The sequence below is a fragment of the Pseudomonas sp. LBUM1655 genome, from assembly GCF_059716085.1.
The window spans coordinates 2,797,501-2,824,304 of sequence record NZ_CP166801.1; the positions used below are offsets into that span (position 1 = coordinate 2,797,501).

5 protein-coding genes and 2 rRNA genes (1 of these 7 running past the window's edge) are annotated in these 26,804 nt (G+C 61.8%); all 7 read left to right on the forward strand.

The window, feature by feature from the left end:
• Positions 1 to 2,669 (forward strand): 23S ribosomal RNA (locus ACA074_RS12565) (it extends 225 nt beyond the left edge of the window).
• A gap of 151 nt (positions 2,670 to 2,820) precedes the next feature.
• Positions 2,821 to 2,936, forward strand: a 5S ribosomal RNA gene (rrf, locus tag ACA074_RS12570).
• A gap of 607 nt (positions 2,937 to 3,543) precedes the next feature.
• Positions 3,544 to 12,636: a non-ribosomal peptide synthetase gene (locus ACA074_RS12575; RefSeq protein WP_497679147.1), complete on the forward strand. Its 9,093-nt coding sequence runs from the start codon at positions 3,544 to 3,546 to the stop codon at positions 12,634 to 12,636.
• The gene (locus ACA074_RS12580) at positions 12,633 to 16,745 is read left to right on the forward strand and encodes a non-ribosomal peptide synthetase (RefSeq protein WP_497679148.1); all 4,113 of its coding nucleotides are present in this window, start codon (positions 12,633 to 12,635) and stop codon (positions 16,743 to 16,745) included. Before ACA074_RS12575 ends, ACA074_RS12580 begins: the two co-directional genes overlap by 4 nt.
• A complete protein-coding gene (locus tag ACA074_RS12585) occupies positions 16,742 to 25,861 on the forward strand; it encodes a hybrid non-ribosomal peptide synthetase/type I polyketide synthase (protein ID WP_497679149.1) in 9,120 nt (3,039 codons plus the stop codon). The genes ACA074_RS12580 and ACA074_RS12585 overlap by 4 nt, the downstream gene beginning before the upstream one ends.
• Entirely contained in the window at positions 25,858 to 26,556 is a 699-nt protein-coding gene (locus ACA074_RS12590; protein WP_497679150.1) for a hypothetical protein, read from the forward strand. Before ACA074_RS12585 ends, ACA074_RS12590 begins: the two co-directional genes overlap by 4 nt.
• The gene (locus ACA074_RS12595; RefSeq protein ID WP_497679151.1) at positions 26,549 to 26,746 is read left to right on the forward strand and encodes an MbtH family protein; all 198 of its coding nucleotides are present in this window, start codon (positions 26,549 to 26,551) and stop codon (positions 26,744 to 26,746) included. The genes ACA074_RS12590 and ACA074_RS12595 overlap by 8 nt, the downstream gene beginning before the upstream one ends.
• Positions 26,747 to 26,804 lie beyond the last annotated feature (58 nt).

The following is a 26,804-nucleotide window of genomic DNA, read 5'->3' on the forward strand; positions in this document are numbered from 1 at the left end:
AACCGAGATTCCCTTAGTAGTGGCGAGCGAACGGGGACTAGCCCTTAAGTGGCTTTGAGATTAGCGGAACGCTCTGGAAAGTGCGGCCATAGTGGGTGATAGCCCTGTACGCGAAAATCTCTTAGTCATGAAATCGAGTAGGACGGAGCACGAGAAACTTTGTCTGAATATGGGGGGACCATCCTCCAAGGCTAAATACTACTGACTGACCGATAGTGAACTAGTACCGTGAGGGAAAGGCGAAAAGAACCCCGGAGAGGGGAGTGAAATAGATCCTGAAACCGTATGCGTACAAGCAGTGGGAGCAGACTTTGTTCTGTGACTGCGTACCTTTTGTATAATGGGTCAGCGACTTATTTTCAGTGGCGAGCTTAACCGAATAGGGGAGGCGTAGCGAAAGCGAGTCTTAATAGGGCGTCTAGTCGCTGGGAATAGACCCGAAACCGGGCGATCTATCCATGGGCAGGTTGAAGGTTGGGTAACACTAACTGGAGGACCGAACCGACTACCGTTGAAAAGTTAGCGGATGACCTGTGGATCGGAGTGAAAGGCTAATCAAGCTCGGAGATAGCTGGTTCTCCTCGAAAGCTATTTAGGTAGCGCCTCATGTATCACTGTAGGGGGTAGAGCACTGTTTCGGCTAGGGGGTCATCCCGACTTACCAAACCGATGCAAACTCCGAATACCTACAAGTGCCGAGCATGGGAGACACACGGCGGGTGCTAACGTCCGTCGTGAAAAGGGAAACAACCCAGACCGTCAGCTAAGGTCCCAAAGTTATGGTTAAGTGGGAAACGATGTGGGAAGGCTTAGACAGCTAGGAGGTTGGCTTAGAAGCAGCCACCCTTTAAAGAAAGCGTAATAGCTCACTAGTCGAGTCGGCCTGCGCGGAAGATGTAACGGGGCTCAAACCATACACCGAAGCTACGGGTATCATCTTAGGATGATGCGGTAGAGGAGCGTTCTGTAAGCCTGTGAAGGTGAGTTGAGAAGCTTGCTGGAGGTATCAGAAGTGCGAATGCTGACATGAGTAACGACAATGGGTGTGAAAAACACCCACGCCGAAAGACCAAGGTTTCCTGCGCAACGTTAATCGACGCAGGGTTAGTCGGTCCCTAAGGCGAGGCTGAAAAGCGTAGTCGATGGAAAACAGGTTAATATTCCTGTACTTCTGGTTATTGCGATGGAGGGACGGAGAAGGCTAGGCCAGCTTGGCGTTGGTTGTCCAAGTTTAAGGTGGTAGGCTGGAATCTTAGGTAAATCCGGGATTCTAAGGCCGAGAGCTGATGACGAGTCATCTTTTAGATGACGAAGTGGTTGATGCCATGCTTCCAAGAAAAGCTTCTAAGCTTCAGGTAACCAGGAACCGTACCCCAAACCGACACAGGTGGTTGGGTAGAGAATACCAAGGCGCTTGAGAGAACTCGGGTGAAGGAACTAGGCAAAATGGCACCGTAACTTCGGGAGAAGGTGCGCCGGTGAGGGTGAAGGACTTGCTCCGTAAGCTCATGCCGGTCGAAGATACCAGGCCGCTGCGACTGTTTATTAAAAACACAGCACTCTGCAAACACGAAAGTGGACGTATAGGGTGTGACGCCTGCCCGGTGCCGGAAGGTTAATTGATGGGGTTAGCTAACGCGAAGCTCTTGATCGAAGCCCCGGTAAACGGCGGCCGTAACTATAACGGTCCTAAGGTAGCGAAATTCCTTGTCGGGTAAGTTCCGACCTGCACGAATGGCGTAACGATGGCGGCGCTGTCTCCACCCGAGACTCAGTGAAATTGAAATCGCTGTGAAGATGCAGTGTATCCGCGGCTAGACGGAAAGACCCCGTGAACCTTTACTATAGCTTTGCACTGGACTTTGAATTTGCTTGTGTAGGATAGGTGGGAGGCTTTGAAGCGTGGACGCCAGTTCGCGTGGAGCCAACCTTGAAATACCACCCTGGCAACTTTGAGGTTCTAACTCAGGTCCGTTATCCGGATCGAGGACAGTGTATGGTGGGTAGTTTGACTGGGGCGGTCTCCTCCTAAAGAGTAACGGAGGAGTACGAAGGTGCGCTCAGACCGGTCGGAAATCGGTCGTAGAGTATAAAGGCAAAAGCGCGCTTGACTGCGAGACAGACACGTCGAGCAGGTACGAAAGTAGGTCTTAGTGATCCGGTGGTTCTGTATGGAAGGGCCATCGCTCAACGGATAAAAGGTACTCCGGGGATAACAGGCTGATACCGCCCAAGAGTTCATATCGACGGCGGTGTTTGGCACCTCGATGTCGGCTCATCACATCCTGGGGCTGAAGCCGGTCCCAAGGGTATGGCTGTTCGCCATTTAAAGTGGTACGCGAGCTGGGTTTAGAACGTCGTGAGACAGTTCGGTCCCTATCTGCCGTGGACGTTTGAGATTTGAGAGGGGCTGCTCCTAGTACGAGAGGACCGGAGTGGACGAACCTCTGGTGTTCCGGTTGTCACGCCAGTGGCATTGCCGGGTAGCTATGTTCGGGAAAGATAACCGCTGAAAGCATCTAAGCGGGAAACTTGCCTCAAGATGAGATCTCACTGGAACCTTGAGTTCCCTGAAGGGCCGTCGAAGACTACGACGTTGATAGGTTGGGTGTGTAAGCGCTGTGAGGCGTTGAGCTAACCAATACTAATTGCCCGTGAGGCTTGACCATATAACACCCAAGCAATTTGCGTCGAAAGGCCAGATTGCGGTGTGTGAAGACGAAACGAACCGAAAGTTCGATGTTCACAAAACACCGACAGCTGTCACATACCCAATTTGCTGAAGCGAGGCCAACAGGTCACGACTCAGTACCCGAATTTCTTGACGACCATAGAGCGTTGGAACCACCTGATCCCATCCCGAACTCAGCAGTGAAACGATGCATCGCCGATGGTAGTGTGGGGTTTCCCCATGTGAGAGTAGGTCATCGTCAAGATTAAATTCCGAAACCCCAATTGCGAAAGCAATTGGGGTTTTGTTTTGCCCGCAGGAAAGTTCGGAGAGCATTCAAAAGCGCAATGGCGCAGGAAGCGTCCGATACTTATTTCGCAAATTTCCTACATTTTGTTTGCCTCGCCAGTAAAAAACAGGGTTATTATCCGACGGCGTTTCGGGTCATAAGCCCGGCGCCAGAAGATTGCCGTGTGTCCACAGACCCGGTAATCGCAGCCGATCGGGACCACCCTGGCGCTGTTATCCCCGCACAGGTTGTTCCTCGTCGTTGACCCTCAAATGGAAGGCGAGGTTTCAATTGGTCACGCGGTTTGCAATCGACGATGTAATGGCCAAGGCGAACGATCTCGCCAGTGCGCCAGTCAATTCTCCAGCTGTTTGTGCTGACCGCGTTGCGGTTTTTTTCGCCTGCTCATCTCCCCCGGATTTCATGTGTGTGCCCGCGTCGGACTTAGCTCTGCACGCGCGCGCCGCGCCATCTCCCTGAATTCGAATCACCGAACCGGCACTTGAGGCCGGGGCCTGACTGACGGGGACGTACTGTCGCCGTCTGATCACAAAAATAAAGTAGTCATGGACGGTAGCCTCCGATGCTCGACAACACTTCCTTGCGCGGGACGACGCCTGCGCAGCCCGACCTTTCATCCAGAAAATCGCCAGCCGCTTCGGCATTGACCGATTCCGACTACCAGCGACTGATCCACGACTGGAACAGCGCGACGCAGTCGTTCGATGAAAACATGTGCGTGCACGGCCTGTTTGAAGCGCAGGTGCTGCGCCATCCCGATGCTATTGCGGCACGTTGGCAGGCAGAGGCGATCAGTTACCGTGACCTCAATACCCGCGCCAATCGCCTGGCCCATCACCTGCGCAGTTTCGGGGTCGGGCCGGACGTGCGCGTCGGGTTGTGCCTTGAGCGTTCGCTCGACACCCTGATTGGCGTGCTTGCGGTGCTCAAGGCCGGCGGCGCTTATGTGCCGCTGGATCCGGCGTATCCGCAGGCGCGGCTGGCACACATGCTGGCTGACAGCGCACCGCCAGTGGTGCTCACCCACGGCGCGGCGAAGCTTGCATTGTCGGCAGCGCTCGAGCATTCGGTCACTGCGCCGAAGGTTCTTGATCTGGATGACACCAGCCATTGGGCTTCGCTCTCGCCAGACAATCCCGATCCGCACGCTGTCGGCCTGACACCTCGCCACCTCGCTTACGTCATCTACACCTCCGGTTCGACTGGCACCCCGAAAGGCGTGATGGTCGAGCACCGAGGGCTCATCGCTGTGAGCGCCGCCTGGGCGCAACTCTATGCCTTGGACGAGCCAATCAATCACCTGCAAATGGCGGGTTTTTCATTCGACGTGTTCAGTGCCGATCTGATTCGGGCGCTGGGTTTTGGCGGCACGCTGGTGTTGTGCCCTCGGGAAACCCTGATTGACCCGCCGGCGCTGTATCGCCTGATGAACGAAGCGCATATCGGTTTTGCCGACTTCGTGCCAGCGCTGCTCAACCCTTTGTTGGCCTGGGTCGAAGAAAATGCTCACGACCTGTCGTTCCTGCGCACCGTGGTCTGCGGCTCGGACATCTGGACCGCCCACAGCGCACGGCAATTGCGCAGGCTTTGTGGTGACCGCGTGCAAATCGTCCAGGCCTACGGTGTCACCGAAGCGAGCATCGATAGCACCTGTTTTGAACTCAGCGACGCAAGCCAGATTGATGGCGTGCTGCCCATAGGTAGGGCGCTGCCCAACACCCGGATTTACCTGCTCGACACTCAAGGTGCGCCTGTCGCCGTGGGTGTCGCGGGTGAGTTGCACATAGGTGGCATCGGTGTGGCGCGAGGCTATCTGAACCTGCCGACACTCACCGCCGAGCGTTTCGTTGATAGCCCGTTCGTGACGGGCGAGCGTCTGTACCGCACGGGTGATCTGGCGCGATATCGGGCCGATGGGCAACTGGAGTTCCTTGGGCGCAACGACTCCCAAGCCAAGTTGCGCGGCCTGCGCCTGGAATTGGGGGAAATTGAAACGCGCCTGGCGGACATCCCGGGCGTGCGTGAAAGCGTGGTGCTGCTGCGTCAGGACGGCGCGCATGAGCCGCGACTGGTCGCTTATTTCTGCGCCGACGCAGCCACCGCGCTGACCTCCCGCTCACTGCGTGAGCAACTGCAATTGAGCCTGCCGGATTTCATGGTGCCGACAGCGTTCGTGCGTCTCGATGCGTTGCCTTTGACCGCCAACGGCAAGGTGGATCGCCCCAATTTACCGGCCCCGAACGTCGAAGCATTTTATCAACAGGATTACCAGGCGCCGCAAGGTTCGCTGGAAACTGCGCTCGCTGCGATCTGGGCCGAAGTGCTCGGCGTCGAGCGGATAGGTCGTCAGGATCAGTTCTTCGCGTTGGGTGGCCACTCGTTGTTGGTGATGCGGGTGCTGGCCCGAGTTCGCCACGATCTTGGGCTGGAAGTGACAGCTTCAGCGCTGTTCGCTGCACCCGTGCTCGCAGAGTTCGCCAAACGGCTGCAAGCCAGTCAGGCTGCGGCTCGTCCAGCCATTACGGCCGTTGCACGGTCGGACGCGCAAACGTTGTCGTCTGCTCAGCAGCGCTTGTGGTTTCTGGCACAAATGGAGGGCGGTAACGCGGCTTATCACATGCCGTTGAACCTGCGCTTGCGTGGCTCACTGGACGTGGCGGCACTTGAACGCAGTTTCAATCAACTGGTGGCGCGCCATGAGGCGCTGCGTACCACTTTCCTCTCCGTTGAAGGCGAAGGGCGGCAACGGGTTTCGCCACCAGCACACAGCATCCGGCTGACGGTGATTGACCTTCAGGGGCCTGACGCGCAAGAGCGTCTCAACCGATTGATCGATGAAGAGGGCGCCAAGCCGTTCGACCTGAGCCGTGGCCCGTTGATGCGGGTCAGCGTGGTGCGGATGGCGGCGGACGATCACGTGCTGTTGCTGACCCAGCACCACATCATTTCGGATGGCTGGTCGATGGGCGTGCTTACCCGCGAACTGGGCGAGTTGTACGAAGCGGCGTTGCAGGATCGCGACGATCCGCTGCCGGCATTGCCCGTGCAGTACGTGGATTATGCCGTGTGGCAAAAGCAGTGGCTGTGCGGTGACGAACTGGCTCGCCAAAACCGCTATTGGCGCGAAACGCTAACGGGTGCACCAGTGCTGCTGGAGTTGCCAGCCGATCACAAGCGTCCGCCCATGCAGGACTACCTCGGCGGTTATGTGACGCTGGTATTCGACGAGGCCTTGACCGTTCGCTTGAAGACCTTGGGCATGCAGCAAGGCACCACGTTGTTCATGACTTTACTGGCCGGTTTTTCGTTGCTGTTGTCGCGCCTGGCGGGGCAGAGCGATGTGGTGATCGGCGTGCCATCGGCCAACCGGCCTCAGCAGGAGTTGCACGGGCTGATCGGCTTCTTCGTCAACACCCTGGCGCTACGCATGACTTGCTCAGGCACACCGTCAGTGGCGCAATGGCTGCAACAGGCGCGGCGGGTGGCGCTGGAGGCCCAGGAACATCAGGATCTGCCGTTCGAGCAAGTGGTGGAGTTGCTCAACCCGCCGCGCAGCCTGGCGCACAGTCCTGTGTTTCAGGTGCTGTTTGCTTGGGAGCAGGATCAGGATTCGGACCTGCTGTTGAGCGGGTTGGAGGTCACTCCGGTCGAGAGTGGTCATCACGTGGCCAAGTTCGATCTGCAACTGGCACTCAGTGAGCGCGACGGCCAGATTGTCGGTGGCCTGGAATACGCCTCGGGCTTGTTCAATCGAGACACCGTCGAGCAGTTTGGCGATTACCTGCGCCGGGTGCTGGAGCAGATGGTCGAGGACAGCCATCAGCCGCTGGCGATGATCAACCTGTTGAGCGCCGAACAGCAGCGCAAAATCGTTCACGACTGGAACCGCACCACCCGCGATACCTCGTCGATACCCGGTTGCGTGGCACGCTTCGAAACCTTGGCCCGGCAGATGCCCGACGCTGTGGCGTTGCTCTCCGAAAGCGAGCAACTGAGCTACGGCGAATTGAACCGCGCCGCCAACCAACTCGCCCATTACCTGATCGAGAAAAACATTGGCCCCGAGCATCGAGTCGGCCTGTGCCTGGAACGCTCGCCGCAGATGGTTATCGGCCTGTTGGCGATCCTCAAGGCGGGCGCGGCGTACGTGCCGTTCGATCCGGCCTATCCGAGTGAACGGCTGGCGTTCATGTTCAGCGATGCCGCGCCGACCCTGTTGCTGACGCAGGCCAGCCTGCTTGCCGGATTGCCCGTCAGCGATGAGATGGAAATCTGCTGCCTGGACACTGATGCGCAGCAATGGGCGCAGCATCCGAGCCACGAGCCACAGGTAGCGGTGAACCCGGAAAACCTCGGCTACGTGCTTTACACCTCCGGCTCAACCGGACGCCCCAAAGGCGTGGCGCACAGCCGGCGTGCGCTGGATAACCTGATCGCCTGGCAACTCGACCAGGCCACCACGCCGCAGCGTGTGCTGCAATTCGCGTCGCTGAACTTCGATGTGTCGTTCCAGGAAATCTGCAGCACGCTCTGCCAGGGTGGCAGCCTGTTGCTGATGACCGAAGACAGCCGCAAGGACCTTGCCGCGTTGCGTCCGACGCTGGTGGCTGAAGGTGTGCAGCGGGCGTTTCTGCCGTTCGCCGTGTTGCAGCAACTCGCCGGCCTGACCGAGGCCGATGCACCGATGCCGGCCGGCGGCTGCGAGATCATCACGGCCGGTGAAGCCCTGCAAATCAATGATGAGTTGCGCGGTTTTGTCCGAGGTCTTGGTGGCGCGCAATTGCACAACCAATACGGGCCGACCGAAACCCATGTGGTCAGTCAATTCAGCCTTTTGTGCAGCGAGGCCGAGGCCTGGCCGGATGCGCCGCCTATCGGTCGCCCCATCGCCAATGCGCGGCTGTACGTGCTGGATGAGCATCTGAATCCAGTGCCGGTCGGCGTGGCAGGCGAGTTGTACATCGCCGGTGCATGCCTGGCCCGAGGTTATCTGAACCGCGCGGATCTGACCGCCGAACGCTTCCTCCCTGATCCGTTCAGTGACGAGCCCGGCGCGCGGATGTATCGCAGCGGCGACCAAGCCAAGTTCCAGTCCGACGGCAACGTGCAATACCTGGGACGCATCGACCAACAGGTCAAGCTGCGCGGGTTCCGCATCGAACTCGGCGAGATCGACAGCCTGTTGCAGCAGCAACCCGGCGTGCAGGAAGCCGCCGTGCTGTTGCGTGAAGACGTGGCCGGCGACAAGCGTCTGGTGGCTTATGTGGTCGGCTCCGCGAGCAGTGAGGTGCTGCGTGCCGAACTGCAACGGCACTTGCCCGAACACATGATCCCGAGCGCGTGGGTCAGGCTGTCGCAACTGCCGCTGACCCGCAACGGCAAGCTCGACCGGCAAGCGTTGCCTGCGCCGGAGCGCAGCACCGGGCCCGCATACGTGGCGCCGCGTAACGACATCGAACGGCAAATGGCCGATATCTGGGCCGAGGTGCTCAAGTGCGAGCGGGTCGGTATCCACGATAACTTCTTCGACCTGGGCGGGCATTCGTTGCTGGCGACGCGGATGATCTACGCGATCAATCAGCGCATGGGCGCGCAGTTGTCGCTCAGCAGCCTGTTCCAGAAGCCGGTGCTGATGGACCTGGCGGCGCACGTGCACGGCGCACGTGATGCCGACACTTATATCGAGCCTGCCTTCAGCCAGATCGAACCGGATCGCGGCGCCCGACATGAGCCTTTCCCTCTGACCGATATCCAGCAAGCCTACTGGTTCGGTCGTGAGTCCACGGTCAGCCTTGGTGGCGTCAGTGCCCACGGCTATGAAGAATTGCGCATTCCCGACTTCGATGCTGAACGTTTCGAGCAGGCGTTGAATCGCATGATCCAGCGTCACGACATGCTGCGCGTGGTGTTCCTCAGTGACGGCACGCAGCAGGTATTGGCACAGGTGCCGACGTATTGCATGCCGCGCAGCGACCTGCGCGGTCTGCCGGCCGAGGTGGCGCAGCGCACGCTGGAAGCGACTCGTGAACGCCAGTCCCATCAGGTGCTGGATGCCAGTCGCTGGCCGCTGTTCGAGTTCAGTGTGTCGCTGCTTGATGACGGCATTACCCATTTGCACATCAGCCTGGATGCGCTGATCGTCGATGCTGCGAGCACGCAGATTCTTGCGCGCGAATTGATGGCGTTCTACGTCGATCCGACCCTTGATCTGGCGGAACCGGGCCTGACGTTCCGCGACTATGTGCTGGCCGAGCAACAACTGCGCAGCGCCAGCCGTTACGAGCAAGCGCTGAGTTACTGGCGTGAACGGGTGACCACCCTGGCACCGGCACCGGATCTGCCGCTGGTGCGTCAGCCCGAGAGCATTGCCAATCCACACTTCACGCGGCGCGACCGCGACATGTCAGCGGCGCAGTGGAGCCGACTCAAAGAGGTGGCCAAACAGTTTGCGGTGACGCCTTCGGTGATGCTCCTGACAGCGTTCAGCGAAGTGCTCGCATTGTGGAGTCGCACGCCACGCTTCACCTTGAGCCTGCCGCTGTTCAATCGCATGCCGTTGCACCCTGACGTCGACGAAATCATTGGTGACTTCACCTCGCTGGTGTTGCTGGAAGTGGCGATCGACGGGGCGCTGAGTTTTACCGAAAAGGCCCGTGCCGTGCAGGCGCGGTTGTGGCAAGACATTGATCATTCGGCGGTCAGCGGTGTACGGGTGCTGCGTGAGTTGTCGCAGGCCCGGGGCGTGCAGCAGACGGCGATGCCGATTGTGTTCAACAGCACATTGTCGGAAGCAGCGCCGGAACTGGCCGAGTTCAATCTGGCGGACGCGTTGAACGCCCGGCACATGCACAGCATCACCCAGACCCCGCAAGTGTGGCTCGACCATACGTTGCTGGAACTGGAAGGACGCCTGTTGTTCAACTGGGACAGCATCGACGAACTGTTTCCCGAAGGCCTGATTGAGCAGATGTTCGTCGCCTACAACGCGCTGCTCGATCGTCTGAGCGAACCCCAAGCGTGGGACGCGGACACACCGCAGCTGCTGCCGCAAGCAGGGCTGCCGGCGCCTGTCGACAGCCACGACACGCTGCCCCTGATGCACGAACTGTTCGAACGTCAGGCGCTCGCCACGCCCGATGCGCTGGCGGTGATCGGCGCGCGGCAGCTGACTTACCGCCAACTGCGTGCAGAGGCTCGGCAACTCGGCGCCGCGCTGCAAGCGCAGGGCGTGGTGCCGAATCAGTTGGTCGCGGTGGTGATGGAGCGGGGCTGGGAGCAGGTGGTGGCGACCCTGGCGATTCTCTATGCCGGTGGCGCTTACCTGCCCATTGAGCCCACTCAGCCGGCTGAGCGCCTGCGGCATATTCTGCAGCGGGCCGAGGCGAGTCTGGCACTGACCCAACCGGCACTGATCGACAAGATCGAATGGCCGGCGCAAGTGACGGCGATTGCCGTGACCGACGCTGTCACTGCTGAGGTCGTTGCTTTGCGACCGGTAGAGCTGGCCAGCAGCGATCTGGCCTATGTGATCTACACCTCCGGTTCCACCGGCCAGCCAAAAGGCGTGGTGATTGATCATCGCGGTGCGGTCAACACGTTGCTCGACATCAACCGGCGCTTTGCCGTCGGCCCGACGGATCGGGTGTTGGCCATCTCGTCGCTGAGTTTCGATCTCTCGGTCTATGACTTCTTCGGCACCCTGGCGGTGGGCGCGGCGGTGGTTGTGCTCGAACCGCAGCTGGCGCTCGACCCGGCGCACTGGTTGACGTTGATCGAGCGTCACCGGGTCAGTTTGTGGAACTCGGTGCCGGCGCTGCTCGGCATGCTGCTTGAGTATGTGGAGGGCGAGGGTGGTGCATTGCCCGCCCACCTGCGCCTGGCGATGCTGTCCGGCGACTGGATTCCGTTGACCTTGCCCGAACGGGCCTGGGCCTTACAGCCGGACTTGCAGTTGATGAGTCTGGGCGGCGCGACGGAAGCGTCGATCTGGTCGATCGGTTACGCCGTGCAAAACGTTGATCCGGCGTGGCGCAGCATCCCTTATGGCAAGGCCCTCGATCACCAGCGTTTTTACGTGCTGGACGAAGCGCTGCAAGTGCGTCCGACCTGGGTCGCGGGGCAGTTGTACATCGGCGGAATCGGTCTGGCCAAGGGATACTGGCGCGATGAAAAACTCAGTGCCGGCAGCTTCTTCGCCCATCCACTGACCGGCGAACGCCTGTATCGCACCGGAGATCTGGGGCGTTTGTTGCCGGACGGCAACATCGAGTTTCTCGGCCGCGAAGACAATCAGGTCAAAGTTCAGGGTTATCGCATCGAACTGGGCGAGATCGAAGCTGCTCTCAACCGCCATCCGGGTGTGCAGAGCGCCGTGGTGCGCATCCTGGGCAGCACGTTGGGAGAGAAGCGCCTCGCCGGTTACGTGCTAAAGGCTGATCCGGAGCTGCAAGCCCGGGACTTCAGCGAATACCTGGCGGATAAGCTGCCGGCCTACATGATTCCGTCGTCGTTCACTTTCGTGGAGGCCTGGCCGTTGTCGTCCAACGGCAAGGTCGACAAGAACCGTCTGCCGGAGCCGGCTCAAATCGAGGAACAAGGGCCGGCACTGCAAGTCGATGGCCCGCAGGAGCAGCACCTGGTGGAGATCGTGCAGGGCGTGCTCAAGCGCGATGCGATTGCCGCCAACGCCAACCTGCTGAACCTTGGCGCGACCTCCATCGATATCGTCAGGATCAGCAATGCGTTGTCCAGCGCCTTGCAGTTCCGCCCGCACGTGGCGCAATTACTGGCCCAGCCGACACTTCAGCATCTGCTCGCCATGTACCGCCAGAGCCGGGTTCGCCAAGAGGTCATCGGCAGCGTTCAGCAACCATCGGACACCCCTGCGCAAGTCATCGAAGATCCGCAGTTACGGGCGCAGTTCAAGGCGGAGCAGCGCGGGCGGCGTGAGTTCGCTCAAGCCTTGCCGACGCTGGAACTGGCCTTGCCACAAGACCCGACGTTCGCCCGGCGCTTCAGCGAGTATCGCTCGGTGCGTCAGTACAGCCCGCAGCCGATTGCCGGCGAGGTTTTCGCGCAATGGTTGGCGGCGTTGGCGCAAGGGCAATTGGACGGGGAGGCGAAATACCAGTTCCCGTCGGCGGGCGGGCTCTATCCGATGCAGACGTACCTGTACGTCAAGCCGGATCGCGTGCGCGGCGTGCCCGGTGGCGGGTATTACTACGATCCCCGCCAGCATCGCTTGCTGGCCCTGCAGAGCGGTGTGCTTGACCCGGACACCTATGACTATTTCGTCAATCGTCCGGTGTACGAGAACGCTGCATTCTCGCTGTTTTTCATCGCCGACATGGCGGCGATTCGTCCGTTGTATGGCGAGCGCAGCCGTGACTTCTGCCACATCGAAAGTGGCGCCATGGCGCAGTTGCTGAGCATGACCGCGGTCGAACAAGGCCTGGGCCTGTGCGGGATTGGTTCGGTCGAGGAACAGTCGCTGACGGCGCTGTTCGACCTCGGGCCGAGCCATGAGCTGATCTACTCGATGATCGGCGGTTTGCGCACGGCCGATGAGCAACACCGCGCGTCGGTCGAGGCGTATGCCCCGGTGCCGGTGACGGAATGCCTTGACGACGATGACATGGAGGAATTCGAAGTATGAATGCCGATCAATTGCTGGCGCTGTTCGCTCGTCATGGCGTGGTGCTCGATGTGGATGGCGACAAACTGCGCTGCAAGGCGCCTCGGGGTTTTCTCACCGAAGAGCTGACCCAGGCGCTCAAGCAACACAAGCAGGAACTGATTGCCTTGCTCGGTGGCCAGGACAGCGCGGCGATTCCCCGTCGTGGCGGCGAGCAAACAGCCTGGCCGTTGTCGTTTTCACAGCGGCAACTGTGGTTTCTCGATCAACTGGAACCCGGTAATCCGTTCTACAACGTGCCGAGCTCAGTGACGCTCAAGGGGCATCTGGACGTTGCGCTGCTGGAGCGCGCGCTGAATGAACTGGTCAGTCGCCACGAAATCCTGCGCACCACTTTCTGCCGCGTGGAAGGCGAGCCGCGCCAAGTGGTGCATCCGCCACTGGCGCAGGCGTTGCCGGTGAAGGATCTGCGCCAGGTGTCTGCCCGCGAGCGTGAGCAGCAGGTCAGCCGCGCCGTCGAGCAGGAGGCCCGTGCGCCGTTCGATCTGGCCAGCGGGCCGTTGCTGCGCGCGTCTTTGCTGCGCCTGGCCGACGACGAATACCTGTGGCTTTACAGCGTGCATCACATCATCGCGGACGGTTGGTCGATGGGCGTGATCCTGCATGAGGTTGCCGTGTTGTATGGCGATTATCAGCGTGGCGAGGCGTCGAGTCTGGCGCCGCTGCCGGTGCAATACGCCGACTACGCCTGCTGGCAGCAACAGCGCGTGGGCGGAGCGATGCTGGACGATCAACTCGACTACTGGCGCCGCGCCCTGGCCGATGCGCCGGCGCTGTCGACCTTGCCCGCCGACCGGCCGCGACCGTTGGTGCAGCGTTATGTCGGGGCGACTTTCAGCTCCTCCGTCGATGGCGGCACGCTGCGCGAACTCACGGCGCTGGCCAGGCAGACGCAGGGCACGCTGTTCAACGTGCTGCTGGGTGCGTTGGCCGTGTTGCTGTGGCGCCACAGCGGCCAGCAGGATTTGTGCATCGGCACGCCATTCGCCAACCGCAACCGTGCGGAAATCGAGCCGCTGATCGGTCACTTCGTCAATACGCTGGTGCTGCGTCAACGCCTGAACCCGCAGCAGACCTTCGCCGAACTGCTGCGCGAGGTGCGCGGCCAGATGCTCGACGTCCACGCCCATCAGGACGTGCCGTTCGACCGCGTGGTCGAGGCTGTCAACCCACAGCGTGATACCGGTCATTCGCCACTGTTTCAGGTGATGCTGGTGCTGCAGAACACCCCCGGCAGCGCCGTGCAAATGCCCGGGCTGGCACTGGCGCCGTACAGCACCAGCAGTGCCACGGCCAAGTTCGATCTGGCGTTTGAATGGGTCGAGCGCGAAGGGCGTCTGGACTTGTTGGTGGAATACAACACCGACCTGTACGACGTCGCGACCATCGAACGCCTGAGCGGACATTACCGGCATCTGCTCGAACAGATCGCCACGGACGCCAAGCAACCGATCGGTGCGCTGCCGTTATTGGCCGAAGCCGAGCGTCAGCAGATTCTGCTCGACTTCAATCACGCGGCTCCGCTGACGCAAGCGGTCGACTGCGTTCATCGTCTGGTCGAAACCCAAGTCGCGCGCAACCCACAGGCCTGCGCGGTGGTGTTCGAAGGCGAGTCGCTGAGTTACGCCGAACTGAATGCCCAGGCCAACCGCCTGGCGCGGCACTTGCTCAGCCTGGGTGTCGGCCCGGATGTGCGCGTGGCGGTGTGCATCGAGCGCTCGCTGGCGTTGCCCGTGGCATTGCTGGCGGTGCTCAAGGCCGGTGGCGCCTATGTGCCGCTGGACCCGGATTATCCGCTGGGGCGCCTGAGTCATATGCTCGGTGACAGTACGCCGGCGGTGCTGCTGACCCTCGGTTCGGCGCACGGAATTTTGCGTCAAGCCCTGCAAGGTTCAACCTGGGAAGCGCCGGTGCTGGACCTCAAGGACGACGCCGCGAGTTGGGCGCAGTTGTCGGCGGACAATCTCGATCCGCACAGTGTCGGCGTCACGCCTGATCATCTGGCCTACGTGATCTACACCTCGGGCACCACCGGTTTGCCCAAAGGCGCGATGGTTGCCCACCGTGGCCTGAGCAATCTGCTGCTGTGGTGTTTGCAGGTCTGCGGCGAAGCAGGGGCGATGCTGCACAAGATCCCGTTCGGTTTCGACGCCTCGGCCTGGGAGACATTCTGGCCGCTGGCAACCGGCGGGCGTCTGGTGATAGCGCGGCCCGGCGGCCATTACGAGCCGGCGTATCTGGCCCGGGAAACCCGCGAACAGCAGGTCACGGCACTGGTGTTTGTGCCGGCAATGCTTGAGCTGTTTCTGGAGGTCGAAGAGGTCAGTCTGTGTGCTTCGCTCACCGATGTATTCAGCGGCGGCGGTGAGTTGCCGCCAGCCCTGGCCCGGCGTTTCCAGGAGCGCCTGCCGCATGTGCGCCTGCACAACGTCTATGGCCCCACCGAAACCACGGTCATCAACAGCATCTGGACGTTGCAGCCCGGCGCCGACGTGCCGGCGCTGAAACTGCCAATCGGCCGACCCATCGCCAACAACCGTTTTTACGTGCTTGATGAACGCGATGCGCCGGTGCCTGTGGGCGTTACCGGGCACTTGCACATCGGCGGTGTCGGCGTCGCTCGGGGTTATCTGGGTCTGGAACAACTCAGTGCCGAGCGCTTTATCGACAGTCCGTTCGTGGCGGGTGATCGGCTCTACCGCAGTGGTGATCTGGCGCGTTATCGCGCGGACGGACAACTCGAATTCCTTGGTCGCAACGACTTTCAAGTCAAGTTGCGCGGCGTTCGCCTGGAACTTGGCGAGATCGAGGCTCGGCTCGAAGCGTTTGCAGGTATCCGCAGCGCTGTGGTGCTGATGGTCGGCGAGACGGCGCAGGATCAGCGGCTGGTGGCTTGCTGCGTGGTCGCCGCGCAACCGGACGAGACGGCGGTGCATGCGCATCTGGCGGCGACGCTGCCCAGAGCGGTTGTCCCCGGCAGCTATCTGTGGCTCGACAGCTTGCCGCTGACCGCCAATGGCAAGGTGGATCGCGCAGCGTTGACGGCACTGGCGGATCAGGACCTGGCCGATCGACAGGTCAACCTGAGCAGCCCGCGCGATCACATCGAACTGGCGTTGTACCAGATCTGGAAAAGCCTGTTGCTGGCGCCGCAGATCGGTATTCGCGACAATTTTTTCAACGTCGGCGGCACGTCCATCGCCGCGATCAAAATGGCTCATGAAATCAGCCAGATGTTTGCGGTGGAAGTACCGGTGCGCGTGGTGCTCAGCTACCCGACCATCGAGGCGTTGGGCGGCTGGCTGCGGATCGGGGCCAACCCGGCCGCCGCGCAAAGCAATCTGATCGAATTTCGCCGGGGCGCAGGCCGCAGCAATGTGGTGTGCATTCACCCGGCGGGCGGTACGGCGTTCTGTTACCTGTCCCTGGCCAAAGTGCTGCCGGATGACGCCGGTATCTACGGTGTGCAATCGCCGGGGCTGAATCCGGGAGAGAGCACCGAGCCGACGGTCGAAGCGATGGCCGAGGCATATCTGCGCCTGATCGAACCGCTGGTCAATCAGCCGCTGGTGCTCACCGGGCTCTCGTTCGGTGGCCTGGTGGCCTACGAGATGGCGCGGCTGTTGACGGCTGCAGGGCATCGTCAGGTGAGCGTGGTGTTGCTCGATACTCAGGGCAGCGACGATCCGGGTTTTCGCGAGCAGATCGGTACGGTGGACATGGCCGAGTTCCGCGACAAGCTGGTGCGCTTCAACGGCATGTATCCCGGCATCGAAGACGCGCAAGTCGAACGCTATTTCCATCTTTACAACCATAACCGCCTGGCCATGGCCGCCTATGAGTGCGCGCCAAGCGCCGGGCGTGTCGTGCTGATTCAGGCGCGGGAAGATTTCAGCCGCCCTCAATTGCATGAGCTGCGCGGATTTTGGCGCCGCCGCGCCGGCAGCGGCTATCTGGCGAAACTGGTCAGCGGCGGCCACTGGGACATGCTCGAAAGCGCGGAAATCCACCGGGTGTCGCAGATCATCAGGCAGGAACTGCAACGTTGCGATTCGCAGGAGGCGAAATGATGAGCGCTACCCATCACATGACGTTGCTCGCACGCTTTACCGCGCAGGTGCAGCGAGATCCACAGGCGTTGGCGGTCATCGATCAATCGGTGCAGCTGACTTACGCGCAACTGGCCAGTGCCAGCGAGCGCATCGCCAAAGGATTGCAGGCACGGGGCGTGCAACCCGGCGAGTCGCTGGCGCTGTGCATGCCGCGCTCCTGGCAATGGCTGGCGACCATCCTCGGCGCTTTGAAACTCGGCGCCGTGGTGGTTCCGCTGGATCGGGCCAGCCCGCTCAAGCGGCGCGACGTGATGTGCGCCGATGCGGCCTGTGTCGGCTTGATCACCTTGGGCGAGGAGCAACCGTGGGCATTGTCATCGCCGCTATGGCAAACCAGTGTCGAGGCATTGCTCGACCAGCCGGATCATCCGCCGCAAGTACTGACTGAAGAGTTCGCCGAGGTGATGTTCCTGTTTTACACCTCGGGCACCACCGGCACTCCGAAAGCGGTGGAGGTCGGCGAGCGCGGTCTGCTGCGTCTGGCGCACACCGACGCTTATATCGAGATTCGTCCGGCGGATCGTTTTGCCTGCCTGTCCAACCCGGCCTTCGACGCGTGCAGTTTCGAGCTGTGGGCACCGCTGCTCAACGGCGGCTGCTGCGTGATGATCGCCGATGAAGACGCGCTGGATGCACGACGTCTGGCCGAAGTTCTGGAGCAAACCCGGGTCGACAACCTGTTCATGACGGTTTCGCTGTTCAACAGCTTGATCGCCGAGTGGCCCGCGTGCTTTTCCAGCCTGCGTCAGGTGCTGATCGGTGGAGAACAAATCAGCGCCGTAGCCGTGCGTGCCTGGTACCGGGCCAACCCTGAAAGCGCCTGCCGGATTTTCAACGTCTATGGTCCCACCGAATGCACCACGTTCGCCGTGTGCTGGCCGATTCCGCGCGACTTTGTCGGCGACCTCGTGCCCATCGGGCGTGCGTTGCCGGACACCGGTCTGCAGGTGCTGGATGACCGGCAACGGCCGGTGGCCGCAGGTGAGGTGGGCGAACTGTATTTGAGTGGCAGCGGTGTCGCCCGGGGTTACCGCAACCGGCCCGAAGAAACTGCACGCCAGTTTGTGCGGTTACCCGAAATCGATGGCGGTGCCCAGGTGCATTACTGCACGGGCGATCGGGTGCGGCGCAACGCCGAAGGCTTGCTGGAGTACTTGGGGCGGGTCGACCGCCAAGTGAAGATTCGCGGTTTTCGAATCGAGCCGGCGGAGGTGGAGCAACGGATTCTTGAGCATCCGGGCGTGGCGCAGGTGTACGTCTGCACCCGGCGCAATGCGGCGGAAGATCATCAGTTGCTGGCGTTCATCGTGCCGCGCGGTGAATTGGACTATCACGCCTTCGAAAGCCATCTGCGGGCACAACTGGCGCCGTACATGCGCCCGCATCAGTTGTTCCTGTTGGAGCGTCTGCCGTTGACTGCCAACGGCAAGATAGATCGCGATAACTTGCTCGCGCAGGCACTGAGCCCATGGCATCCAGCGGCCACCACGCAAGACGGCAGCGTTTCGCCAGCGCTGGAATGGCTGTTGTCGCAGGCCCGCTCACTGCTCGGGCAACCGACGCTGAGTGCGCAGGATGACTGGCTGAGCAGCGGCGGCGATTCGCTGAAGGCCATGCGTCTGCGTTCGGCAATTCGCAGTCGTTGGCAACGCGAGATCGCTGTCGGCACGTTGCTCAACGAATCCTTCGCGACGCTGGCCGAGCAACTGTCCGGTGAACTGACCCGTGACTCGATCTATCCACCCGCGCCGTCCATCAGCACTGCCCGACGCTTGCCCGCCACCGCGGAACAACGTCGCTTGTGGTTGCTGCAACAACGTTCGCCCACCTCGACGGCGTACAGCGTGCCGCTGATTCTGCATCTGGCGCCGGGCGTGGAGGTCGCGGCACTGGCCGAGGCCGTGGAGCGTCTGGTGATTCGCCATCCGGGGTTGCGCACGGCGTTCGTCTCCGGTGCTGAAGGTCTTGATCAGTTGATTGCCGAGCAGGGCCCGGTCTGCCGCACCTTTGCGGTGGGGCATTTCAGCGAACACAACTGGCGGGCGTTCGCGGAGCTGGTGTTCGGCACGCCGTTCGACCTGAGCACACCGAACCTGTTTCAGGCGTGGCTGCTGCCGTTTGCCGATGGCAGCTGTCGGCTGTTGTTGAATCTGCATCACATCATCGTCGACGGTTGGTCGGTGAACCTGTTGTTCGACGATCTGATTCAGCTCTATGCCGATAGCGTGCAAGGCCGCGAGAGCCCGGAACCGCCAGCACGCCTGACCGCGCTGGAATTTGGCCAGTGGCAGCGGCAGTGGAGTGTCGATCCGTATTATCGCGATCAGCGCCGCGCCCTGGCCGAATTGCACCGACGTCAGGAAGAACCCTCGCCGACGCTGCGGCCGATGCGCGCCGTCAGCCCACACGCCAGGCTGTACCGGGAACCGCTGGGCGACGTGCGCAGTGCCGCCCTCGAACGGTTCTGCACGCAACAGCGGCTGACCCGTTTCGAAGTGCTGTTCAGTGTCTTCGCCTGGAGCCTCTACGCTTTGACCGGGGTTGCGCGCCCGCGTATTGCCAGCCCGGTCGCCAACCGGCCACTGGCGGAATTCGAGGACACCGTTGGCATGTTTGCCAACACCGTGCTGATTCCCACCGCCATGGATCAGTCTTCGCCGCTGGGCGAACAGTTGCGCAAGCAGGCCGCCACCGTGCGCGAGGTGTTGGCATTGCAGGACGTCGCACTGGCTGATCTGGTGGAAGACCTGCGGCTGTCGTCGAGCACCGCGCTGTTCGATTTCATGTTTGTGCTGGAAAACACCGATTACGCCGCGCTGGCCGATTCAGGCCTGCGTGCCAAGCTGGAATTCAGCGAGGAGTTGCACGCTAAATGCCCGCTGACATTGCTGATGGTGGGCGCCGGCTCGCAACTGGAGTGCTGGTGGGAATATCAGTGCAGCTACTTTGATGCCGAGCAAATAAGCGCGGTAAACGCGCTGTTCCGTCGTGGCCTGGATCTGCTGCTGGAATCCCCGGCAGCCACCCTCGACGATCTGCTCGACCCTTATCGATCCGGTTTGCCAGCGGCCAGCGAAGGCCCGATCAGCGAACAGGCGTTCAACACGCTCGCGGACTGGTTTGAACATCAGGCGCACAGCACACCCGACGCCATTGCGCTGGTGCAGGGGCAGCAGCGCCTCGCTTATGGCGAGTTGAATGCGCTGGCCGATGCTCTGGCGGCAAGCTTGATCGAACGCCATCCGTTACCGCTCGGGAATACACCGTTGCAGGTCGTGCTGTTCCTCGAGGCTTCGGTGGAGCACATCGTCGCATTGCTGGCGCTGGCCAAGCTCAACCTGACCGCCGTGCCGCTGGATCCTGCGTACCCGGTGGCGATTCAGCGCCAAGTGTTGGCGCAGGCACAACCGCATTGTCTGCTGTTCAGCGCGGCGACCGAGGCGAGGCTGGATGATCTGAATGCGGGGCGGTTTGCCTTGCATCGGGTTGACCTGCACGCCGAAGTTCGGCCATTCGAACGCCCACGCCACGGCGGTGAACTCCCGCTGTACACGCTGTTCACCTCCGGCTCCACCGGTACGCCGAAAGGTGTGCAGGTGTCGGAGCGTACTCTATGCAACTTGCTGCAATGGCAACGCAACGAGGGGCAGTTGCCGGCCAAAGCGGTGACGTTGCAGTTCTCCATGCTGTCGTTCGACGTGTCGTTTCAGGAGATCTTCAGCACCCTGTGCGGTGGCGGTTGTTATCACCTGATCACCCCGGGCTGGCGCCAGGATGCCGAGGCGCTGCTGGGATATCTGGTCGAGGCGCGGATCGAGCGGCTGTTCCTGCCGTATGTGGCGTTGCAGCATCTGGCGCAAACCGCCGTGGCCCGTGGCATTTATCCGGGAGCGTTGCGCGAAGTGGTGACTGCCGGGGAGCAACTGCTCTGTACCGACGCATTGCGCAATTGGTTCAGTGGCATGCCGCAAGCCTCGCTGTTCAATCACTATGGGCCGACCGAAACCCATGTGGTCAGCGCCTTGCGTTTGCCGGCCGTGGCCCGCGACTGGCCGCTGCGCGCTCCGATCGGCCAAGCGATCGGCAATGCCCGATTGCTGTTGGTCGATGAATACGATCACCCGGTGCCGAACGGCTGCCGTGGCTACCTGTTGGTGGCGGGGCCGATGGTTGCCCGGTGTTATCTGGCCGACCCGGCGTTGAATGCCGCGCGGTTTGTCGAACTGGCAGACGGCGAGGGTGGCAGTCGCCTGTTTTATCGAACCGGGGATCTGGCGTGGGCGGACGCTCTGGGTTGTCTGCATTATCTGGGACGCGATGATCAGCAGGTCAAACTCAGTGGTCATCGTCTGGAGCTTGGGCAGATCGAGGCGGCGCTGATGCAGGTGCCGCAGGTGGTCAACGCGGTGGTGGCGGTTCAAGCCGAGCCGCCGCGCCTGACCGCGTGGCTGCAACTCGACGGCGAGCCAGCAACCTGCGCACAACTGGATCGTCAGGTGGCGCGGCAACTGCCGGCCCATGTGCGCATTGATGAGTACCGGCGGATTGACGTCTGGCCACGCACCCCCAGCGGCAAGATTGACCGCAAGGCGTTGCCGGAGATGGGCGAAGCGCTGGAACGGCGCAATGCGCCACCGCCGGGCGTGCCGTTGAGTGCGCTGGAGCGGCAACTGAGCGAGCTGTTCCAGGAAGTGATCGGGCGTGACATCGAGCCGGAGCAGACCTTTTTCGAGGCCGGCGCCACCAGCCTCGGACTGATGCGTTTGCACGTTCGGTATAACCAGGCGTTGTCGCATCAGGTGGCGATGGCCGATCTGTTTGAACACGTCACCGTACGGCGCTTGGCAGCACATCTGTCGAAGGCACCGATGGCTGTCGTGGAGCGCGTGCGCCAGGTCGATGCGGGTCATCAACCGATGGCAATTGTCGGCATGTCGGTCAATGTGGCCGGCGCGCAGAACCTGTCCGAGTTCTGGACAATGGTGCAAGGCAACGGGTTAGGCATCCAACGCTTTAGCGCGAGCGAAGGCTTGGTCGGCGCCCGCAGTCAACTGGCCGGCATGCTCGACTTCGACCCCGAGTATTTCGGCATCAGCCGCCAGGAAGCACGCCTGATGGACCCGCAACAGCGGCATTTGCTGATGGCGTGTGTGCAAGCCCTGCAACACGCGGCCATCGTGCCGTCGGCGCAGGGGCCGCGTATCGGCCTGATCGCCAGTTGCGGCGAAACCACATACTTCCAGCAGATGCTCCGTGAAACCGCTGACGGCGATCTGCCGGACGGCTTCCAGATGGCGTTGCATCACGACAAGGATTTTCTCGCGACCAAAGCCGCTTATCACCTCGATCTCAATGGCCCGGCCCTGAGTGTGCAGGCGGCGTGCGGCAGTTCGTTGATCGCTGTGCACCTGGCCAGTTCGATGCTGCAACAGGGTGACAGCGACGTGATGCTGGCGGCCGGCGTGCTGATCGATCCGACGCTGACCGATGGCTATCGTCATCGCTCACAGCACATCTTTTCCGCCGATGGTCTGTGCTGTCCTTTCAGCGACGATGCCAGCGGAACCATTGGCGCCAGTGGTTATGGCGTTGTGGTACTCAAGCCACTGGCCAGGGCCCGGGCGGATGGCGACCGGATCTATGCGCTGGTCGAAGGCAGCGCGTTGAACAACGATGGTCGGGCCAAGATGAGTTACACCGCACCGTCGGTGGCCGGGCAGAGTGCGGTCATTCGCGAGGCGTTGAGTCGCGCCGGACTGACCGGGGCGGACATCGGCTACATCGAAGCCCACGGCACCGGCACGTTGCTGGGTGATCCGATCGAGGTCGCGGCATTGACCCAGGCTTTCGGCGAGGCGCCTGCCGAGAGTTGCGCGCTGGCTTCGGTGAAAAGCCAGATCGGTCACCTGGGCGCGGCGGCCGGGGTGGTCGGGCTGATTCGCGCCAGTCTTGCGGTGTTCCATGGCGTGGTGCCGCCGAACCTTGGCTTTGGCCGGATCAATCCGCAGATCGATCTTGAGCATTCGCCGTTCTATGTACCCACTTCGTCCCGGCCATGGCCGCAAGGACGGCGGCGACTGGCCGGGGTCAGCAGCTTCGGAATTGGCGGCACCAACGCCCATGTGATTGTCGGTGCTGCACCTTTGGCGCCGGACGTGAGCGAAGAAAACCTGCCACTGCTGATGATCTCGGCTCACAGCCGAGGCGAATTGCTGCGCGATATCGCCACGATCACAGACTATCTGCTGGCGTATCCCGACCGGCATGCCGCGCTGCTGCGATATCTGCAAAGCGGTCGCAAGCAACTGCGCTGGCGCTTTGCGATGCTTTGCCAGCCCGGTGACGACATCCCGTTGCAGTCTGCCTCGATCAAGGAAGTCAGTGCTTCGGGCGTACAGCTGAATGCCGGTGATCATGCAGTGCCTGAGCTGCTGGCCGCCTGGTACGAAGGGGCGAGTATTCAGTGGTCGCGGCGCTCGGCACCGCCGCCCTGGGATTTGCCGCCGTCATCGTTCGATCTTCAGACCTATCGCTTCCAGCCCTCGGTCGTGGCTGAAACCGTTGCGCCGCCGTTGCCAACCCTTGAGCGCCAACCGTTGGCGGACTGGTTCCACCAACGGCAATGGGTTCGTACCCGGCGCTTGGGCGCGATGGCAGCGGGTGCCACCCGTGAAGTCGCGATTCTTTGTAGCCATGACGCACCCGGCGCTGCATTGTTGGAGAGCCTGAGTGCGGTCTATCGACGCGTGGTTCAGGTGCGCGCCGGCAATGGCTTCAAGCGACTCGGCACGGATCGTTTCGAACTTGACCCGCTCGACGCCGAGGCCTTGAGTCGATTGCTCGGTGAGGTGGTCGAAGCGTCGGTCGTCGAACTTGACTGGTTGCACGCCTTGCCGCTGTCGGTGGCGGGCGCGGTCGATGAACAAAGTCTCGACCGATCGCAGTGGGCCTGTCTGGACACGGTCAGCGCCCTGATGCAGGCCTGGGGGCAAACCCCGCGCGCGACAAGTCTGCGGTTGTGGTTGATGTCGTGGCAGGCGTGCCCGGTGGACGGCGAGACACAGCGCCCCGAACTGGCCGCACTGGCGGGGATTACCGAAGTGGTGCCTCAGGAGTATCCGGTGCGTTGTCACTGGCTGGATTGGCCGTCGCCGCACCTCGATACGCAGGCCGGGGAGCTGGCAGCGTTGCTCGGCGACCCGGCGTCGTTGCCACGGCGCATGGCGATTCGCAACGGTTATCTGTGGCAGCCACGATTGCTGCCCCAGCCATTGCCGACCTCGGCAACGTCTTCCAACCTTTTGCCGGAGGAGGGCACGTTCCTGGTGTTGGGCGGCACGGGCGGGATCGGTCGTACCTTGTCCGAACACTTATTGCAGGCACCGGGTCGGCGGGTGGTGCTGCTCTCGCGTCAAGGCGAATTGCCGGCGTCTCTGGCGGCTTATGCGTCGCGGATCGACTGCATTCAGGCGGACATCGCTGACCTTGCTCGGTGGCCACGGATACTCGATCAACTGGCCAAGCGTTACGGGCGAATCAGTGGGGTAATTCATGCGGCGGGTGTCGGTGCCGGCAGCCTGATTCGCCAGCGCGATGCCGGACAAATGGCCCAGGCCATGGCAGCCAAGACGCGCGGCATGCTCGCGGTCGAAGCCTTGATCGAGCGTCTGACCCCGGGATTTGTCCTCTACTGCTCGTCGATGTCAGCGCTGTTCGGCGGCGCCGGGCATCTGGACTACGCGGCGGCCAGCGCAGTGCTCGACGGCTTCGTCCACTATCGTCCGGATTCTGCGAGCGCTTGCCTGCGCCTGGGGATCAACTGGGACATCTGGCGTGACATCGGCATGGCCACGACGAGCAATGGCGCAGACGTTGCCCATCAGGAACATCTGACGGTCGGCCTGTCGGCCGAAGAAGGTTGCCGGGTGTTTGATCTGGCGATGGCCACGCAGTTGCCGCAGTTGCTCGTTTCGACGACGGGCATCGACATTTCGCGGCGGTTTTATCCGGTTCGTCATGGCGTCGCGGGCGCTCCGTCCGAGGCACCGCAAGGCGTGGATCTGCGGGCGCGTCTGGGTGAGTGCCTGTGCAAATGGCTCGGCCTTGCCGATCTGGATGACGACCATTCGCTGTACGACCTGGGTGCGGATTCGCTGACGTTGCTGGACCTGATCGACGAACTGCAAGCGGCCACCGGTGAGGTGTTCCAACTGTCGCAGTTCAGTCACAAGGTCAGCCTCAACGAGGTGCTCGGCCTGGTGGAGGCGAGCGCGGTGGAGGTGCCTTGCGTCACGCAGCCAAGCTGGAGCGACGCGGTGCGGATTGATCAGTGGCATGCCGGAGCCGGTCGCGAGTGGCTGTACCTGATTCACCCGGTGGGTGGCGATGTTCAGGCCTACCGGGAACTGGTTTCGGCACTGCCTGCGGACCTGGGAGTGTGCGTGATCGCCGACCCGGCGTTGCGTGTTCCGGGGTTGCCAAACATCAGCGTTGCCGAGCGTGCGCAGTTGTATTTGCAGGCGATCAAGGCTCACATCCCTGAAGGCTGCGCCTGGCGGCTGGCCGGGTGGTCGTTTGGCGCGTGGGTGGCGCAGGCGCTGTGTCATCAGGCGCAGGTTGCCGGGTTCCGCCAACCGCTGCTGTACCTGATCGACCCACCCGCACCGGATGCCGGGGCGGAACTGGCCGGCATTGACGAGCAGGTAATCGAGCAAGTGTTCGAGCGCGAGTTTGCCCAGCGCTGGCCGAATGTCGAAGGGCAGGCAATGTCCGAAGAACGACAGGCCTATCTGCAACGGCTGACAGTCTGCTGCCGCAACAACATGCACAGCATGGCTGACTTCCAGCCGCCAATGTTGGCTGCGACGGCGGTGCGGATGTTCATCGCCGGGCAACCTAACCCTTATGGCTTGGGCAACGCCTGGAGCATGGATGACCTGCACCGCCGTTGGCAGGCATTGCTGCCGCAGTTGCTCAGTTGGCAACCACTCGACACCGATCACTATGGCATCGTGGCCGGTCGCTGGGCGCGGTTGCTGGCCGAGGTGATCGGCACGGATGGACCGTCAATATGAGTGAGTCGAACGCAATGCCTCGATGGTGGCGCACATTGACGCAAGTGTTGTGCGAAACCCTGCCCAGCGCGCAGGCCGACGTCTTGCGTCAGCGGTTGCACGGGTTCGACGAGCCTGTAGCGCTTCGGGTTGTACACCTGTGGCACGCCGACGTGGTCATGCCGTTGCTGTGCGAAGCCGTGCCGGAGCATCGGCAGGCGCTGCTCGATTTGCAGAGCCTGCATCGACGGGCCGCGCTCGGCCTGCGCGCACGCCTCGGTGAATGGCGGGCGACGCTCAAACCGGTGTTGCTGGCGCTGTATCGACGGGCGTATGCCTACGACGCGGCATACGCCCAGGCCCACGCCGGTGCAATGACTTACGGTCAGGCACCGGCCAACGTCGCCATGATTGCCGAGCACTTTGGCGATGCCGAGGCGTTTGCCGTGTATTACGCGCAATTGAATACCGAAGCCAACGCCACCGCGTTTGCCCAGGCCCACGCCAGCGCCAACGCCGAAACTTCAGCCCGGGCCTTCGCCGCTGACGATGCGCAAGCGTACGCGCATGTCTGCGGTGCATCGACGCGGGTGTATGCCCGGGCCTGCGCGCAGACCGATGAACAACGCCGTGCACTGTTCAACGACTTCGCCGAAGGGCTGTGCCTGCGCATGGCAACGCTGCAATCCCATTCAACAGGAGAACGACATGAGTGACTCACAGCTGCAATTTGATGTGGTGATCAATGGCCAAGGTCAGTATTCCCTGTGGCCCGTTGGCAAGCCGATGGCCAACGGCTGGAGCGAGGCGGGGATGCGCGGTGAACGCCAGATCTGCCTGGAATACATCAATGAACACTGGATCGATATGCGCCCGCGCTCGCTGCGAGAGAGTGCGTCGCAATAATCGTTATCGCACTCGTCCGCTGGGGAAGTGGGTATAGGGCGCTTCAATAAAAAGGTGA

What these genes read in the sequence shown, in the direction of transcription:
- ACA074_RS12575 (WP_497679147.1), top strand. Translation starts at nt 3,544, where the DNA reads ATGCTCGACAACACTTCCTTGCGCGGGACGACGCCTGCGCAGCCCGAC.
- ACA074_RS12580 (WP_497679148.1), top strand. Translation starts at nt 12,633, where the DNA reads ATGAATGCCGATCAATTGCTGGCGCTGTTCGCTCGTCATGGCGTGGTG.
- ACA074_RS12585 (WP_497679149.1), top strand. Translation starts at nt 16,742, where the DNA reads ATGATGAGCGCTACCCATCACATGACGTTGCTCGCACGCTTTACCGCG.
- ACA074_RS12590 (WP_497679150.1), top strand. Translation starts at nt 25,858, where the DNA reads ATGAGTGAGTCGAACGCAATGCCTCGATGGTGGCGCACATTGACGCAA.
- ACA074_RS12595 (WP_497679151.1), top strand. Translation starts at nt 26,549, where the DNA reads ATGAGTGACTCACAGCTGCAATTTGATGTGGTGATCAATGGCCAAGGT.